General features: G+C 39.6%; 10 protein-coding genes. 7 read left to right on the top strand and 3 right to left on the bottom strand.

The window, feature by feature from the left end; translation table 11 throughout:
* Positions 1–70 precede the first annotated feature (70 nt).
* A complete protein-coding gene (gene pplA, locus CYK55_RS13130) occupies positions 71–1,009 on the bottom strand; it encodes an extracellular electron transfer flavoprotein PplA (protein ID WP_126134413.1) in 939 nt (312 codons plus the stop codon).
* A 305-nt stretch (positions 1,010–1,314) separates the two neighbouring features.
* Here pplA and CYK55_RS13125 point away from each other — a divergent pair, with 305 nt between their 5' ends.
* The 4 genes from CYK55_RS13125 (at position 1,315) to CYK55_RS13110 (ending at position 5,490) form a co-directional block, all read left to right on the top strand.
* Positions 1,315–3,246: an NAD(P)/FAD-dependent oxidoreductase gene (locus CYK55_RS13125; protein WP_034689508.1), complete on the top strand. Its 1,932-nt coding sequence runs from the start codon at positions 1,315–1,317 to the stop codon at positions 3,244–3,246.
* A 242-nt stretch (positions 3,247–3,488) separates the two neighbouring features.
* The gene (locus CYK55_RS13120; protein WP_034689507.1) at positions 3,489–3,899 is read left to right on the top strand and encodes a NusG domain II-containing protein; all 411 of its coding nucleotides are present in this window, start codon (positions 3,489–3,491) and stop codon (positions 3,897–3,899) included.
* A gap of 12 nt (positions 3,900–3,911) precedes the next feature.
* Positions 3,912–4,478 (top strand): Gx transporter family protein, encoded by a 567-nt coding sequence (locus CYK55_RS13115; protein WP_010733918.1) that lies wholly within the window; start codon positions 3,912–3,914, stop codon positions 4,476–4,478.
* Positions 4,479–4,500: 22 nt separating this feature from the next.
* The gene (locus CYK55_RS13110; RefSeq protein ID WP_034689506.1) at positions 4,501–5,490 is read left to right on the top strand and encodes a polyprenyl synthetase family protein; all 990 of its coding nucleotides are present in this window, start codon (positions 4,501–4,503) and stop codon (positions 5,488–5,490) included.
* Positions 5,491–5,961: 471 nt separating this feature from the next.
* On the opposite strand, the gene CYK55_RS13105 is transcribed toward CYK55_RS13110, so the two are convergent.
* The gene (locus tag CYK55_RS13105; protein WP_126134412.1) at positions 5,962–7,368 is read right to left on the bottom strand and encodes a hypothetical protein; all 1,407 of its coding nucleotides are present in this window, start codon (positions 7,366–7,368) and stop codon (positions 5,962–5,964) included.
* 304 nt (positions 7,369–7,672) lie between these two features.
* Here CYK55_RS13105 and CYK55_RS13100 point away from each other — a divergent pair, with 304 nt between their 5' ends.
* Entirely contained in the window at positions 7,673–7,906 is a 234-nt protein-coding gene (locus CYK55_RS13100; protein ID WP_034689502.1) for a hypothetical protein, read from the top strand.
* Positions 7,907–8,596: 690 nt separating this feature from the next.
* Here CYK55_RS13100 and CYK55_RS13095 read toward each other — a convergent pair.
* Positions 8,597–9,580, bottom strand: a complete 984-nt coding sequence (locus CYK55_RS13095) for a biotin--[acetyl-CoA-carboxylase] ligase (protein ID WP_126134411.1) — start codon at positions 9,578–9,580, stop codon at positions 8,597–8,599.
* A 479-nt stretch (positions 9,581–10,059) separates the two neighbouring features.
* Here CYK55_RS13095 and rpoB point away from each other — a divergent pair, with 479 nt between their 5' ends.
* Complete coding sequence (gene rpoB, locus CYK55_RS13085) at positions 10,060–13,677, top strand: DNA-directed RNA polymerase subunit beta (protein ID WP_010733925.1); 3,618 nt, start codon at positions 10,060–10,062, stop codon at positions 13,675–13,677.
* Between the two features lie 80 nt (positions 13,678–13,757).
* Positions 13,758–17,411 (top strand): DNA-directed RNA polymerase subunit beta', encoded by a 3,654-nt coding sequence (rpoC, locus tag CYK55_RS13080; protein WP_126134410.1) that lies wholly within the window; start codon positions 13,758–13,760, stop codon positions 17,409–17,411.
* Positions 17,412–17,491 lie beyond the last annotated feature (80 nt).

The raw sequence follows: 17,491 nt of genomic DNA, 5'->3' as shown, positions 1-17,491 counted from the left end.
GAGATGTGACAGTTGCCACATCTCCAAAAGGATTATCGTAAAGGCAGATGAGCCTTCTGTTAGACAAAGTTTATTTTGTCACAATGTTATCGACTTCAATTGTTTGTGTATCGCCTTTTTCAGCAGCATTGACTAATTGTTGTGCGTACATGATGAATGAATGTGCACTGTGAGTTGCACCAGTAACAACTTCTACATCTGCTGGAGAACCATCTTCTTCGCCCATTACTGAAACAAGTTCATCGTTTAATTCTGGGATGTAAGTTTGAGGATCAGTACCAGATTTTTCTTTCATCTTTTCGTTGTACTCTGTATCATCTTGTTTTGATTTGCCATCTGCATCGATGTAATCAAAGTTTGATTCAATGACTTTGCCATCTGCAACAGTCAACTCAAATTGTACACGGTAACCATTCGAATAGTTTTTCTCTTCTAATTTGTATGTGCCGTCTTGTAATTCCGCGCCATTGTCGATTTCAATTGTTTCTGTGTTACCTGCTTGAGCCGCTTGGATCAATTGTTGTGCATAGTTTTGGAAGCTTTCTGATGAGTGTGTCGCACCAGTGATAACTTCTACATCGCTTGCACTTTGTGCGCTTACCAATTGATCGTTCAATTCAGGAATGAACGTTTCTGGTTTTGTGCCAGATTTTGCTTCCATCTTTTCGTTGTATTCCGCGTCATCTTGTTTTGATTTGCCATCTGCATCGATGTAATCAAAGTTTGATTCAGTGATCTTGCCGTCTTTTACAACGATTTCAAATACTGAACGATAACCATTAGAGTAGTTTTTTTCTTCTAACTTGTATGTACCGTTTTGTAATTCTCCACCAGCAACGATTTCTTTAGTTGATTCTGTTGTACTAGTTTCTGTTGTAGAAGATTGTGCAGTAGAAGTAGAAGAAGATGTACTACTTGAACTATCATTGTTATCTGATCCACAAGCTCCTAGCATCAATGTTGAGAATGCTAATACCGCAACCCCCGTAACAAACCGATTTTTCTTCATTTTTAACCCCACCATTTCATTTTTTTGTCCACAAATTCCTTGTGATTCATTATACATTCTAATGGATATCATCAATAAGTCAACCGTTTTACAAAAATAACGACAGTGATTTAATTGAGCGTTTTCTTTCTGGAAATTTCGTGAAAAATAGGCGTTTTTATTGTAACAAAAAAAACATAAAAAGGTGTTAGACAAATATACAAAACATCTATATAATGTATAAAGATTGTGTAATCATTATCAAATTGAAAAAACGATCAACTATTAATAATTTATATAGATGAAAAATAAGGAGCGGATATTCAATGACAAAGCAAAATATTGTCGTTGTGGGTGCTGGTTATGCGGGTGTTTCAGCTACAAAACACTTAGCGAAGAAACTGAAAAAAGAAGACGTAACAATCACATTGATTGATCGTCATTCGTACCACACGATGATGACAGAACTTCACGAAGTTGCAGGCGGACGTGTGGAACCAGAGGCGATCCAGTACGATTTACAACGATTATTTGCAAGACAAAAAAATGTAGACCTAGTGACTGATACAGTAATTGGCATCGACAAAGAGAAAAAAATCGTCAAAACCAAATTAGGCGCTTATCCATTCGATCAATTGATTTTAGGTATGGGTGGTGAACCAAATGATTTTGGTACACCAGGTGTTAAAGAAAATGGCTTTACTCTTTGGTCATTTGAAGATTCCGTTAAGATCCGTAAGCACATTGAGAAAACAGTCGAAAAAGCAGCATTAGAACCAGACGAAAATTTGCGTAAGGCAATGTTAACGTTTGTTGTATGTGGTTCTGGGTTTACGGGAATCGAAATGATTGGTGAGTTAGTGGATTGGAAAGATCGTTTAGCCAAAGACTACAAACTAGATGCAAATGAGATTACACTAATGGTTGTTGAAGCAATGCCAACGATTTTGAATATGTTGGATCGTAATGATGCAGCCAAAGCAGAACGTTATTTAAATAAAAAGAATGTTGAGCTATTGTTGAATGCGCCAATCGTTGAAGTCGCTCCTGACCATATCAAATTAAAAGACGGTCGTGAAGTGCCTACGCATACCTTGATTTGGACAGCAGGTGTTAAAGGAACAACAGATGCGGCTGATTTCGGATTAGAGACTGCACGTGGCCAACGTTTAGTAGCAAACGAATATATGCAAGCAAAAGGCTATGAAGAACAAAATATTTACATCATTGGTGATTTAGTGTATTACGAAGAATTCCCTAATACACCAACACCACAGATTGTTCAAGCCGCAGAACAAACAGGCCATACAGCTGCAGCGAATATCGTGGCTTCGATTAAAGGTGGCGAGAAACATAAATTTAAAGGAAACTACCAAGGATTTATGGTTTCTGTTGGTGCAAAATGGGGTGTAGCGAACCTTTTTGACAAAATCCATTTAAGTGGCTTTTTAGCAATTATCATGAAGCATATCGTCAACCTGAAATATTTCTTTGATATCCGTTCAGGTTATTATATGTTCCAATATATGATGCACGAATTCTTTCATATCAAAGATGATCGCAATGTGACTCGTGGACATTCTTCCCGTTACGGTAATGTTTTATGGAGTGTCCCATTACGAATCTTCTACGGTCTCGTTTGGTTAGTCGAAGCTTCTAAAAAAATGATCGGTAATGGTGAAGTATTAAAACCAAGCACTTGGTTTGGTGAAGGTTCATGGTTTACTGGGAACAGTGTGTTCCCTTGGACTTGGGAATACAATGTAGCAGATGTAGCAAGTGGTGCTTCAGCAGCAGGTGATGCAACAACAGCTGCGAGCGGTGCAGGTGCAACAACTGGAGAAGCAGCAACACAAGCGGCACATTTTGGCTTGAGCTACGCATATGGTGAAGAACCAATGGCAGTGATCGATAAATCACCAGACTGGTTCAACAGCATGATGCAAGTCATCATGCCAAATAACGATGTAGCGATGTTCTTCCAAAAATTCATGGTCTTCTTTGAAATCGCGTTAGCGTTGGCATTGATTGCCGGTTTATTCACTTGGTTATGCAGTGCGACAACGATTGTTTTAGTCATCACTTTCTGTATTTCTGGAATGTTCTACTGGGTAAACATCTGGTTCATCTTTGTGGCTTTCGCATTGATGAATGGTTCAGGTCGTGCGATCGGTTTGGATCGTTGGGTGATTCCTTGGTTACAGAAAACACTCGGTAATTGGTGGTACGGGAAACCAAAAGCACGTTACGGTGAATAGAGAAAGTTAACCATTCAAATAATCAAAAAGATTTTAGCAACTAAAATCATGTCATGAGAAGAAATAAGGAGGAGCTTGGGGTGTGCAAACATTCCAAGCTCGTCTTTTTCTTAAATAGGTTCGTATAAAAATGATGAATCGATCAAATCCTTGAATTAGCTGTGTTGTGCCTCTCATTCACAACTTTCGTTATTCATGGTAAAATTGGAGCAATCAAACGAGGAGAAAAAGGGAGTGAGTACTTGAAAGAATTTATTCAAAAAAGTTTATTAAAACCTTGGGATATCATCATTATTCTTTTGTTAGTCATGCTCTCCTTCTTGCCGGTTCTCATCTTTAGTTATCAACAAGTGGATGTAACACCAAATAAAGAAGCGGTGCTACGAGTCGATGGAACAGAAATCAAAACGTTTCCGTTGGTAACTGAAACCAAAGCTTATACCTATTTATACGAAGATGATCATGGCGACAAAAACGTGATCGAGATCGATGGGGAACGAATTCGGATCAAAGAAGCAGACTGCGACGACCAGATTTGCGTTCGCCGAGGATGGGCAACGAATAATGGTGAAACAATCGTTTGTTTGCCTCACAAATTAGTGATCGAAGTGCGATCAACAGACGGGAGTGGGGAAGACAGTCTGATTTATTAGACGGTTCACGTCATGAGTAAATTACAAAAAATGATCTATATATCTTTATTAGTTGCCCAAGGTGTGATCATCGGTTTATTGGAAAATATGATTCCTTATCCTTTCGCTTTTGCGCCAGGTGCAAAACTAGGATTGGCTAATTTGATTACGATTGTGGCAATTTTTACAATGAAAAAACGAGATAGCTTCTTATTACTTTGGTTGCGTTTATTTTTGACCACGTTATTAGGCGGCACGATTTCGACGTTTCTTTATAGTATGAGTGGGGCGTTGTTGAGTTATGTAGGGATGTTGATAGTCAAACAATTGGGCCCTAAAAGGGTTAGCATTATTGGTATCAGCGCGACAGGTGGATTTATGCATAATGTCGGTCAGTTATTGACCGCGTCATTTATCGCTCAATCATGGACAGTCATGCTCTACTTACCGATTTTATCATTTCTAGGTATTCTATCAGGATTGGCCATAGGGATAGCTGCTAATTATCTGCTGAAACATGTGAGAACACTTCAGCGTTTCCAAGCAGACTATGATCGACAGACCAATAGTCAATGGCAATCGGTATTTCTGAAAAAATAAGCGTTATGCAAGGAGTTTTTTTATGAAGTTACATCAAATGTGGGTGGACTATCCAACGATCCAAGTGGAATTGAATCAAACACTAAAAAAAATGGAAAGTGTTGTTCGGCTGAAAAACAAACCAGTAGAAGAAGCGATAAAAGAAACGATTCATGCAGGTGGAAAGTTACTGCGTCCGGCGTATCAATTATTATTTGCTCAATTTGGCCCGGAGCAAGATCGCGATAAAGCCATTTCGTTGGCAGCATCTATTGAGATGCTACACATTGCTACGTTGATCCATGATGATATCGTTGATGAAGCTGACTTACGCAGAGGAAAGCCTAACTTACGTAGCCGTTTTGGCAATAGTGTCGCTGTTTATGCGGGGGATTATTTATTTGTTTGTTGTTTCAAACTATTGTCCGAATATACCTCCTCCTTAAAGAGTATGCAATTAAATGCTCGAAGTATGGAAAAAGTATTGAACGGCGAGCTCGGGCAAATGGATGATAGATACAATGCCCAGTTGACGGTTGAAGAATACTTACAGAATATTTCTGGTAAAACCGCTGAACTGTTTCAACTGAGTTGTTTTGTAGGTGCATACGAAAGTGGCACAAGCGAACGTTTTGCAAAAAAAGCTGGGGATATCGGGTTAGCGATCGGCATGGCGTTTCAAATCATTGATGACATTTTAGATTATACAAAACAAAGTGATGAAATCGGCAAACCTGTATTAGAAGACGTTCGTCAAGGTGTGTACTCATTGCCGTTGATTTACGCCTTGCAAACGAATAAACGAGCGGAGTTACTCGGATATTTATCAAAAGGAAAACAGATGTCACAAACTGAAGCTGAGAAAGTTCAACAATTGGTAGTTGAAGCAAAAGGGGTTGTTAATGCTCAGAAACTGGCGAGAACCTATACAAAACAAGCATTAAAAGAAATCAAAAAACTACCAGATACGTCAACGAGAACCAAAGAAACATTGTTCGCATTGACGTCTTTGATTTTAAAACGAGCAGATTGACTACAGAAAATGAGTGTTATTAGTGTTACTTTCTAGGTAACGCTCATTTTTTTCTTTGGAAAGAAAAATCGGTTTTTCGCTGTCTAGGAGAAAGAGGTATGCTAAATAATAGGTATTGTGTAATTGCTTTTTTCAATTTAGCATTAAAACACGTATCAAACGTTTGTTGCTCTTCTTCGTGACTCATGGATTGGTCATCGGGAAGAGCAGGTACGTTACTTTATTTTATGGACCTAAGTACATAAGATGATGAAGGAAAAATAAGGGAGGGGTGCTAAAGGAAAAACTTAGAAGAAATATTACATAGTATAGAGTAAACTATGGACTAAACAAGTAGTTAAAACATTCATATTTTGTTTATTCTTATCAATCAGCTTTTTTACATTTTGGGGGAAACGTTACTGGATGATAGGAATAAATAAAGAAAAACAGAAAGATCCTTCCATTTGGAAAGAATCTTTCTGTTTTTCTTTATTTGACTAAACTCGGTTGAGGCTGCACACGTTCAGATCTTGTTTTTTGATGGTCTGGCTGTTTGGTTAGCTGAGCTTTTTGTTTTAAGTGAGCCCCTTGCACTTTTTCGCTAAGTGAGGGTTTCAAAATTCCTTTTTCCGGCTTCTTATACTCCTCTATTTTTCTTTCCAATTCCTTTTTTTGACGATGTAAGTTTCGTATCTTACTCATCCGAAAAAAATTAACAATCAATCCAGTTATACTGTTTTCATTTTTTTTATAAGGTGCCAATTTTGCATATACTTTCTCTAATTCTTTTTCAGCTGTCTTGTGATGTTCACTTTTTATTGGTTTTGTAGGTTTTTTATCACTAAATCTTGTTTTGGTTACTTTATCAGTTGTAGAATCGATAATGATATCTCCATAATGTTTGTCGTATTTTTCCTTCGCCACTTGTAACTTTGCTTGTGTCTCTTGTAGTTTTTTTTGAGCTTGGATTTCTTTTGGCGTTAATGGGCAGGGTAAATCACCATGTGGAGAATTAGCAAATCTCTCTTCTATCTTTTTTACCATATCAGGCGCAGATTTTTCAAGTTTATCATAAAAATAGTCTGCACGTATTCGCTGATCACCCATTTTTCTAGTCCATTCAGCATAGATTTCTTTTACATCAGGAGTACTTATCAGAGCGTCTCTTTTTTTAGCAAAGCCTTCTCTTTGAAGTTCTGCCTGGATAATTTGGTTTACCAACTTTTTTTCATTTTCTGTAAGTGCTCTTGGTTGTTTTTGAGTATGGTTTTTTAAGGGCTTCACTTTTTGCTGAGTTTCTGTTTTTTGATCAGCTGTTTTTTGGACTACTGATTGTTGCTGGGTAGAATGCCCCACAGCTTCCCGTTGGCTACTATTCGCTTTCTGTTGGTCTTGTACGCTGATCACATGTTTCATTCCGCGGTAACTATAGATTTGTGTTTGGCCCTTGGCTATTTTCTGATTTGCCTTGCGGAGTTTACTTTCTGCTTGGATATATGCATTTTCATCGCCGTGTTTGTTCCTATTCTTATCCATAATAGCCTTAAATTTCTTTACCTCAGCCTCTAACCTATTTTTTTCAGTAGTTAATTTTCCAATCTTAGCATTAATTTCTTGAATGGACATATAGACAAATTCTGGTTTGATAGTTTCTGTCTGTTTCGTGAATTCTCCAATAATTTTCAATTTTTTAGCAATTTTAGTTGAATCTTTTTCAGATATATTCGCATTTTTTAATTGTAATTTGAATGCTTGTTCTTTGATCATTAAATGTAACTTTAAACGAGAAGCGCTTTCTGGATCAAGTGTGGATAGATCTAACTTTTCTGTGGAGATTGCATTGTTTAAAAAAAGGATGATGTCTTTATTACTTTTCAATTCATTTAATTCAGGCATTTTTTTCTCCTTATTTATTTTATTGTATATTATGAAAATAGCATTTTTTACTTTGTGATTTACGCCGATATTTTCTATCTCAGGAAATTTATTGGTCTAGGTAATTTGAGTTGAACGTGTCATGTTTTATCTAGTGTATGTAAGGTACTTCATTGTCAGTAATTAGTATTGAAAGGGTTTGAAGATTATTAGTTTTTTTAGAGACGAAACAAACTTTTTTATTTTTGAAAAAAAGGGTCTAACAAAGGAAAAATTTCATGCTATATTTTGAATTAAAGAAAAAGATGAGTAAAGGAGAGTCTTTGTGAGAAAACAATATACAACAGAACTAACGAAACTAACAGTGATTGAGATTGTGACTAGATTAAGTGAAAAGAAGGAAAATTTTTCATTTCGTGATATTGAAGAAGAATATCAACAACCATTAACTCCAGCTGATAAATTTTTGATCCGTTGTTTGATCGTAAAAAATTTCAATTTAAAAATCGAGTATTTTACTTCTTCAAAAGCCCATCAATTACAATTCTGTCAAATTTGAAAGTAAAAATGAGAATGTCTTTAACTTGAGATTACTTGTATTTGACCTAAAAATAAAAAATGTTGTAATTCAATACAAAAGAATTCATTTATTTTCTTATGCGTTATGATACAAACAGAACGACAGCAAAACAAAAAAGGGGGCGTTAAATGGAAGAGGGGTATGGTTAGGAAGAAGTTGAGAAATCGATCGTTGGTCTTCAATAGATAAGCTTATGAATGACTTAGAAGTAGTAAATAGAGGAAACAACACACATAGAACGCCACTGGATTGCCGAAAACTATTTCGGGGAAAAATAGTTGCTCGGTCTCACCTACTTGACGACGTGCATCACAGATTGCGACAGCGCCTTTAGATAAAAGTGTAGGTAAATGGTATCAGGTGTCCATTAGTATTGCCAGGCAGTAGTTTGATTGTTCTACTGCTACTGACAATAGCACATAGTACTATCCTAATTTAAAAAGGATATCGAACATAGAACTAAAACATAGAACAAACATAGAAATTAGATGTAGACACAAAAGTAAAATAAAACACATAATGTAGTACCTCAAACATAGAATCAAGCACATAGTAGAAAAATAGAGTACATCGTAAAGAAGCTTGCATGTTTTCTCGTGACATCAAGCTTATGAAAATAAAGCGAGCATGACAAACCCACCATTGATAAAAAAGAGGCTAGGAAACGAACTAGCCTCTTTTTGCTGATGGTAGCCCATCGATTTCTGTTAAACTGACTTCCCCAGAGAGTAGTTGGAAGCGCTGGTTTGGCGTATCTACGATCAGTTCTCCTTTTGGACCGATTGCCTGGGCAATTCCTTGATAAGATTTTCCTTGTCGGGTAAAGCTGACAGACTTACCTAGGACAAATGACCGTTCTGTGTAAAGATCAAAATAGGTGTGCGAAGGGTCGGCTAAATACCTAAAGAAATGTTTCCAAATCGCGCAGATCAATTGATTTCTAGTAATCGATGCTTCACCATCAGGAAACAAGGAGGTCGCTTTTTGCTGGATCTCATCAGGAAATTGCGTTTGAGGGATCGAAAAATTCAAGCCCACACCAATAATCACCGAACGAAATTCACCACTTTCCATATCGCTTACCGCTTCAGATAAAATTCCACAAATCTTTTTCCCTTCAAGGTAGATATCGTTGACCCATTTGATCATTGCATGTTTTCCTGTCGTTTCTTGAATCGCTTTGACACATGCACTGGCAGCAATCAACGTATATTGTGGTAATTCCTCAAAATGCTTTTGTGGATGCAATAATAGGCTCATGTAGATTCCTTGACCTGGTTGAGCGAAAAAGGAACGTCCAAAACGTCCATGGGCTTGTTCTTGTGTATCCGCGATAAATAAACTAGGTTTCGTAGTATCCATATGAGATGCCGATTTAGCATCTTTCATAGTGGATTCAGATTGTGATAATACCTTCACTTGAACATCAAAAGAGGACAATGCTTGGGAAATCTCTACAGGATCTAATACATCGGAGGGGAGATAACGATACCCTTTCGCTTGATGGTCAAAGCGAAAACCTTCTTTTTCTAATTCTTTGATGGCTTTCCAAATACTAGTTCGGGAGACATTCAGTTGTTGGGCGATTTTTTCACCGGATAGAAATGTTTGAGTATTTTTTAAAAGGTGTAGTACCTTGGCTTTTGTCGTCATCGATCTATCTCCTTTCTACTATCTTATATATTAACAGATTTGCGATCGAATGAGGACAGCGCGTCATACTTTTTGTTTGAGTCTCTATAAAGACGAAAAGATTTTGTGAGGAAGAGTCATACAATTAGGAATGGACGAAATTGGAACAAAAAAGAAAGATTAAGAAACAATTACGAAAATTTACAGGAAACGCCAGGAAGTATTGACTTTTACGTTTAAACAGTGTATTATATGAAGTTGCAAAAACTATCTGATGAAGCGAAGGCAGAAACGAAATATTGTCCGTTTCGGCTTTAATATAAGGAAACAAAAGTAGAAGCTCACGTAGGCAAGTACTCAAGAGAACGTTCTATTTTTGGTTTTTTTTTGCCTAAAAGCCGCAAAAAATGTCTGTTGTTACCTAAATATAATATTTTTAATATTATTGTAACAATTGATCGGGTAGTCTTTTTGAATGACATTTTAGAGGGGTGAAGAGCTTGGCTGGACACGTAGTAAAATACGGAAAACATCGCGAACGTAGAAGTTTCGCACGAATCAGTGAAGTGTTGGAATTACCAAATTTGATCGAAATTCAAACAGACTCGTACCAATGGTTCTTGGATGAAGGACTAAGAGAAATGTTTGAAGATATTTTGCCAATCGATGACTTCAATGGCAATCTTTCTTTGGAATTTGTAGATTATGAGTTGAAAGAACCAAAGTACACAGTAGCAGAAGCACGCGCACATGACGCAAATTACTCTGCACCATTACATGTGACTTTACGTTTAACAAACCGTGAAACAGGCGAAATCAAAGCCCAAGAAGTATTCTTCGGTGATTTCCCATTGATGACAGAGCAAGGTACATTCATCATCAATGGTGCGGAACGTGTTATCGTTTCTCAATTAGTCCGTTCACCAGGTGTTTACTTCCATGGGAAAGTAGACAAAAACGGTAAAGAAGGATTCGGTTCCACTGTGATCCCTAACCGTGGTGCATGGTTAGAAATGGAAACTGATGCAAAAGACATCTCTTATGTACGTATCGACCGCACACGTAAGATTCCATTGACTGTATTAGTTCGTGCATTAGGTTTCGGTTCAGATGACACGATTTTTGAAATCTTTGGGGATAGTGAAACATTGCGTAACACGATCGAAAAAGATTTACACAAAAACGCAAGTGATTCTAGAACAGAAGAAGGATTAAAAGACATCTACGAGCGTCTTCGCCCAGGCGAACCAAAAACAGCAGATAGTTCACGTAACTTGCTGAATGCCCGCTTCTTTGATCCAAAACGTTACGACTTAGCAAATGTTGGTCGTTACAAAGTAAACAAAAAATTAGACTTGAAAACACGTCTATTGAACTTAACGTTAGCTGAAACGTTGGTTGATCCTGAAACAGGCGAGATCATTGTTGAAAAAGGAACAGCTTTGACCCATCAAGTGATGGAAACATTAGCACCGTTCATCGACAATGGTTTGAACTCTGTGACTTACTACCCAACAGAAGATGGCGTAGTCACTGATCCAATGACTGTCCAAGTGATCAAAGTCTTTTCACCAAAAGACCCAGAACGTGAAGTCAACGTGATCGGTAACGGCTACCCAGACACAACAGTGAAAACTGTTCGTCCAGCGGATATCGTTGCTTCAATGAGCTATTTCTTGAACTTGATGGAAGGCATCGGCAACGTGGACGATATCGACCACTTAGGAAATCGACGTATTCGTTCTGTCGGAGAACTTTTACAAAATCAATTCCGTATCGGATTAGCACGTATGGAACGTGTTGTACGTGAAAGAATGTCAATCCAAGATACAGAAACATTGACACCACAACAATTGATCAATATCCGTCCAGTTGTCGCAAGTATTAAAGAATTCTTTGGATCTTCACAATTGTCTCAGTTCATGGACCAAACCAATCCATTGGGCGAATTGACACACAAACGTCGTCTTTCTGCCTTAGGACCTGGTGGTTTGACTCGTGACCGTGCCGGCTATGAAGTACGAGACGTTCACTACTCCCACTATGGCCGTATGTGTCCGATTGAAACGCCTGAGGGACCAAATATCGGGTTGATCAATAGTTTATCTAGTTACGCGAAAGTAAACAAATTTGGTTTTATCGAAACGCCGTATCGTCGTGTTGATCGTGAAACTGGACGTGTGACAGAACAAATCGATTATTTAACAGCAGACATCGAGGACCATTATATCGTTGCCCAAGCAAATAGTAAGTTGAATGATGACGGTACATTTGCTGAAGAAATCGTCATGGCTCGTGCCCAAAGTGAAAACTTAGAAGTATCGATCGATAAAGTCGATTATATGGACGTTTCACCGAAACAAGTAGTTGCGGTAGCGACAGCATGTATTCCTTTCTTGGAAAACGATGACTCCAACCGCGCCTTGATGGGTGCCAACATGCAGCGTCAAGCAGTGCCATTGATCAATCCACAAGCGCCTTGGGTTGGTACTGGGATGGAATATAAATCAGCTCATGACTCAGGAGCTGCGTTATTATGTAAACACGATGGTGTAGTTGAATTTGTCGATGCTTCTGAGATCCGCGTTCGTCGCGACAATGGCGCATTAGACAAATACTCAGTGACAAAATTCCGTCGTTCAAACTCTGGAACAAGTTACAACCAACGCCCAATCGTTCATTTAGGTGAGAAAGTCGAAAAAGGGGATACCTTGGCAGACGGCCCATCAATGGAACAAGGTGAAATGGCTCTAGGACAAAACGTCTTAGTCGGTTTCATGACTTGGGAAGGATACAACTACGAAGATGCGATCATCATGAGCCGTCGTCTAGTAAAAGATGATGTTTACACATCGATCCATATCGAAGAATATGAATCAGAAGCTCGTGATACAAAATTAGGACCTGAAGAAATCACTCGCGAAATCCCGAACGTCGGTGAAGACGCATTGAAAGACTTAGACGAAATGGGGATCATCCGTATTGGGGCGGAAGTCCAAGACGGTGACTTATTAGTCGGTAAAGTAACACCAAAAGGGGTAACTGAACTTTCAGCAGAAGAACGCTTATTGCATGCGATCTTCGGTGAAAAAGCACGTGAAGTACGTGATACTTCTCTACGTGTACCACATGGTGGAGGTGGGATCGTTCACGATGTGAAGATCTTTACTCGTGAAGCTGGCGATGAATTATCACCAGGTGTCAACATGTTAGTTCGTGTGTATATCGTTCAAAAACGTAAAATCCACGAAGGGGATAAAATGGCCGGACGTCACGGTAATAAAGGGGTTGTTTCCCGTATTATGCCGGAAGAAGATATGCCATTCTTACCTGATGGAACACCGATCGATATCATGTTGAACCCATTAGGGGTACCATCACGGATGAACATCGGACAAGTATTGGAATTGCATTTAGGGATGGCTGCACGTCAATTAGGCATCCACGTTGCAACACCAGTATTTGATGGTGCAAGTGATGAAGACGTATGGGAAACAGTTCGTGAAGCAGGTATGGCTAGCGATGCGAAAACTGTTCTTTATGACGGACGTACAGGTGAACCATTTGACGGACGTGTATCTGTTGGTGTGATGTACATGATCAAACTAGCTCACATGGTTGACGACAAGTTGCATGCACGTTCAATTGGACCTTACTCACTCGTTACGCAACAACCATTAGGTGGTAAAGCGCAATTTGGTGGACAACGTTTTGGGGAAATGGAAGTTTGGGCACTGGAAGCATACGGTGCGGCTTATACCTTGCAAGAAATCTTGACATACAAATCAGATGACGTAGTCGGACGTGTGAAAACATATGAAGCAATCGTCAAAGGTGAACCAATTCCAAAACCAGGTGTACCTGAATCCTTCCGCGTATTAGTCAAAGAACTACAATCACTAGGATTAGACATGCGTGTTCTAGATATCCAAGACAGCGAAATCGAACTTCGTGACATGGATGACGAAGACGATGATTTGATCACAGTGGATGCTTTGACAAAATTCGCTGAACAACAAACAGCAAAAGAACTAGAAAAACAAGCTGCTGAACAAGTCGAAGATGAAAGACAAGACATCATCCAAAACTTTGAAACCGCAGAAGATAATTTAGACTAATCCGGTCTGAGATACTGTGAGGCGGTCGAAGATCAGCCGCCTTGCGGTTTTGCCATTAAATGAAATGGAGGGAACCCCTTTTGATCGATGTAAATAAATTCGAAAGTATGCAAATAGGTTTGGCTTCTCCCGAAAAAATCAGAAGCTGGTCTTACGGTGAAGTAAAAAAACCTGAGACGATTAACTATCGTACCTTAAAACCTGAGCGCGAAGGGTTGTTCTGTGAGCGGATTTTTGGTCCTACAAAAGACTGGGAATGTGCCTGCGGAAAATACAAACGTATCCGTTATAAAGGAATCGTTTGTGATCGCTGTGGCGTGGAAGTGACTCGTTCAAAAGTTCGTCGTGAACGCATGGGTCATATCGAATTAGCAGCACCTGTTTCACATATCTGGTATTTTAAAGGTATTCCTTCTCGTATGGGTCTTGTATTAGACATGAGCCCACGCGCATTAGAAGAAATCATTTACTTTGCCTCATATGTTGTTATTGAACCAGGAAACACAAGCTTAGAGAAAAAACAATTGTTGACTGAACGCGAATACCGCGAAAAACGTGAACAATATGGCCAGGAATTCCAAGCAGCAATGGGTGCAGAAGCGATCAAACAATTACTTGATAACGTTGATTTGGATGCTGAAGCAGCTGAGTTGAAAGAAGAATTGAAATCTGCACAAGGACAAAAACGTACACGTGCGATCCGCCGTTTGGACATTTTAGAAGCATTCCGTGCTTCTGGCAATGAACCAAGCTGGATGGTCATGGACGTTATCCCTGTCATCCCGCCAGATCTACGACCAATGGTCCAATTAGAAGGTGGACGTTTTGCAACAAGTGACTTGAACGATCTATATCGTCGTGTAATCAACCGTAACAATCGTTTGAAACGTTTGTTAGACTTGAATGCACCAGGAATCATCGTTCAAAATGAAAAACGGATGTTACAAGAAGCGGTAGATGCGTTGATCGATAACGGTCGTCGTGGCCGTCCTGTCACAGGACCAGGTAACCGCCCATTGAAATCTCTTTCTCATATGTTGAAAGGGAAACAAGGTCGTTTCCGTCAAAACTTACTTGGTAAACGTGTCGACTACTCTGGTCGTTCAGTTATCGTCGTAGGTCCTTTCTTGAAAATGTACCAATGTGGATTACCAAAAGAAATGGCGATCGAATTGTTCAAACCATTCGTGATGCGCGAATTAGTTCAACGTGAACTTGCTTCAAACATCAAAAATGCGAAACGCAAAATCGAACGTCAAGAAGATGAAGTTTGGGATGTCTTAGAAGACGTCATCAAAGAACATCCAGTTCTATTGAACAGGGCACCTACGCTTCACAGATTAGGTATCCAAGCATTTGAACCAGTTCTTGTCCAAGGGCGTGCGATCCGTTTGCATCCATTGGTATGTGAAGCATACAATGCCGATTTCGATGGAGACCAAATGGCCGTTCACGTACCGTTGAACGAAGAAGCACAAGCAGAAGCACGTATGCTGATGCTAGCTGCTCAAAACATCTTGAATCCAAAAGATGGTAAACCAGTTGTTACACCTTCTCAGGATATGGTTTTAGGAAATTACTACCTAACAATGGAAGAAGAAGGTCGTGAAGGCGAAGGAATGGTCTTTAGAGACCAAAACGAAGCAGTCATCGCATGGCGTAATGGCTACGTTCATTTACATTCACGTATTGGGGTGAACCCAACGACATTAGGGGACAAACCATTTACAGAATGGCAAAAAGAACGTACGATGATCACGACTGTTGGTAAGATCATCTTCAACGAGATCATGCCACCAGAATTCCCTTACTTGAATGAACCAACTGACTTCAACTTGACTGTCCAAACACCGGACAAATACTTTGTTGAAGCTGGAACAGATATTCCTGCTCACATCAAAGAACAAGAACTAGTTTTACCATTCAAGAAGAAAAACTTAGGAAACATCATCGCCGAAGTCTTCAAACGTTTCAAAGTAACTGAAACATCTAAGATGCTTGACCGTATGAAAGACTTAGGATACAAACATTCAACACATGCAGGTATCACTGTAGGGATCGCCGACATCAGTGTCTTGAATGAAAAACAAGTGATCATTGACGAAGCACATAAACAAGTAGAGTCGATCACGAAGCAATTCCGTCGTGGATTGATCACTGACGACGAGCGTTATGAACGAGTAATCGCTGTTTGGAACGCTGCGAAAGACAGCATCCAACAAAAACTGATGGAAGGTTTGGAAGCGAAAAACCCAATCTTCATGATGTCAGACTCTGGTGCCCGTGGTAACATCTCCAACTTTACTCAGCTTGCTGGTATGCGTGGATTGATGGCCGCACCGAATGGACGTATCATGGAATTGCCGATCATTTCGAACTTCCGCGAAGGACTTTCTGTCTTGGAAATGTTTATCTCAACTCACGGGGCTCGTAAAGGAATGACTGATACAGCCTTGAAGACAGCCGATTCTGGTTACTTGACACGTCGTTTAGTTGACGTTGCCCAAGATGTCATCATTCGTGAAGAAGATTGTGGCACTGACCGCGGTCTTGAGATCCAAGCAATCCGTGAAGGAAATGAAATCATCGAATCTCTTGAAGATCGTTTGATTGGACGTTACACACGTAAAGAAGTTCGTCATCCTGAAACCAACGAAATGATCATTGCCGGAAATCAATTGATCTCTGAAGATGTCGCAAAACAAATCGTTGATGCAGGTGTTGAAACTGTAACGATCCGTTCTGTCTTCACATGTAACACAAAACATGGTGTCTGCAAACATTGTTACGGACGTAACTTGGCAACTGGTTCTGACGTTGAAGTCGGAGAAGCAGTTGGTACGATCGCCGCTCAATCAATCGGTGAACCAGGTACTCAGTTAACCATGCGTACGTTCCATACGGGTGGGGTTGCCGGAGATGATATCACTCAAGGTCTTCCTCGTGTCCAAGAAATCTTTGAAGCACGTAATCCGAAAGGGCAAGCAGTGATCACTGAAGTAACAGGGGATGTCATCGATATCTCTGAAGATCCTGCTACACGTACCAAAGAAGTAACGATCAAAGGGAAAACAGATACACGTACGTATACAGTGCCTTACACTGCACGTATGAAAGTGGCTGAAGGCGATATGATCCATCGTGGTGCACCATTGACAGAAGGATCAATCGATCCAAAACAATTGTTGCAAGTACGTGACGTTCTATCTGTTGAAAACTATCTCTTACGTGAAGTACAACGCGTTTACCGTATGCAAGGGGTAGAAATCGGCGACAAACATATCGAAGTAATGGTTCGCCAAATGCTTCGTAAAGTGCGCGTCATGGACCCAGGTGATACAGAAATCTTGCCAGGTACACTGTTAGATATCGCAGACTTCAAAGACCAAAACTACAATACGTTAGTTGCTGGTGGCGTTCCTGCGACATCTCGTCCAGTCTTGCTAGGTATCACAAAAGCATCATTAGAAACAAACAGCTTCTTATCAGCTGCATCCTTCCAAGAAACAACTCGTGTCTTGACTGATGCTGCAATCCGAGGCAAAAAAGATCCACTTCTTGGTTTGAAAGAGAATGTTATCATCGGTAAGATCATTCCAGCTGGTACTGGTATGCCACGTTACCGCAACATGGAACCAAAAGAAGTTGGCGTTGCAAGTGAAAACGTGTATAGCATTTCTGACATCGAAGCACAAATGGCTGCCGAAGATGCAATGAATGAACAAACACGATAAACCATGAGTTCACAAAAAGAAGGTCAAGTTCCTGTTTCAGGGACTTGACCTTCTTTTTGTGGATAAACTAGAATCAAGGA

Source organism: Enterococcus mundtii, from assembly GCF_003957375.1.
Lineage (GTDB): Bacteria > Bacillota > Bacilli > Lactobacillales > Enterococcaceae > Enterococcus_B > Enterococcus_B spodopteracolus.
The sequence above is the reverse complement of the archived record's forward strand: the minus strand, read 5'-3'. Positions and strand labels throughout refer to the sequence as shown.

Excerpts from the sequence above, each read along its gene's own strand:
- CYK55_RS13105 (WP_126134412.1), bottom strand. The coding sequence starts at position 7,368 with ATGCCTGAATTAAATGAATTGAAAAGTAATAAAGACATCATCCTTTTT.
- CYK55_RS13095 (WP_126134411.1), bottom strand. The coding sequence starts at position 9,580 with ATGACGACAAAAGCCAAGGTACTACACCTTTTAAAAAATACTCAAACA.
- CYK55_RS13125 (WP_034689508.1), top strand. The coding sequence starts at position 1,315 with ATGACAAAGCAAAATATTGTCGTTGTGGGTGCTGGTTATGCGGGTGTT.
- CYK55_RS13115 (WP_010733918.1), top strand. The coding sequence starts at position 3,912 with ATGAGTAAATTACAAAAAATGATCTATATATCTTTATTAGTTGCCCAA.
- pplA (WP_126134413.1), bottom strand. The coding sequence starts at position 1,009 with ATGAAGAAAAATCGGTTTGTTACGGGGGTTGCGGTATTAGCATTCTCA.
- CYK55_RS13110 (WP_034689506.1), top strand. The coding sequence starts at position 4,501 with ATGAAGTTACATCAAATGTGGGTGGACTATCCAACGATCCAAGTGGAA.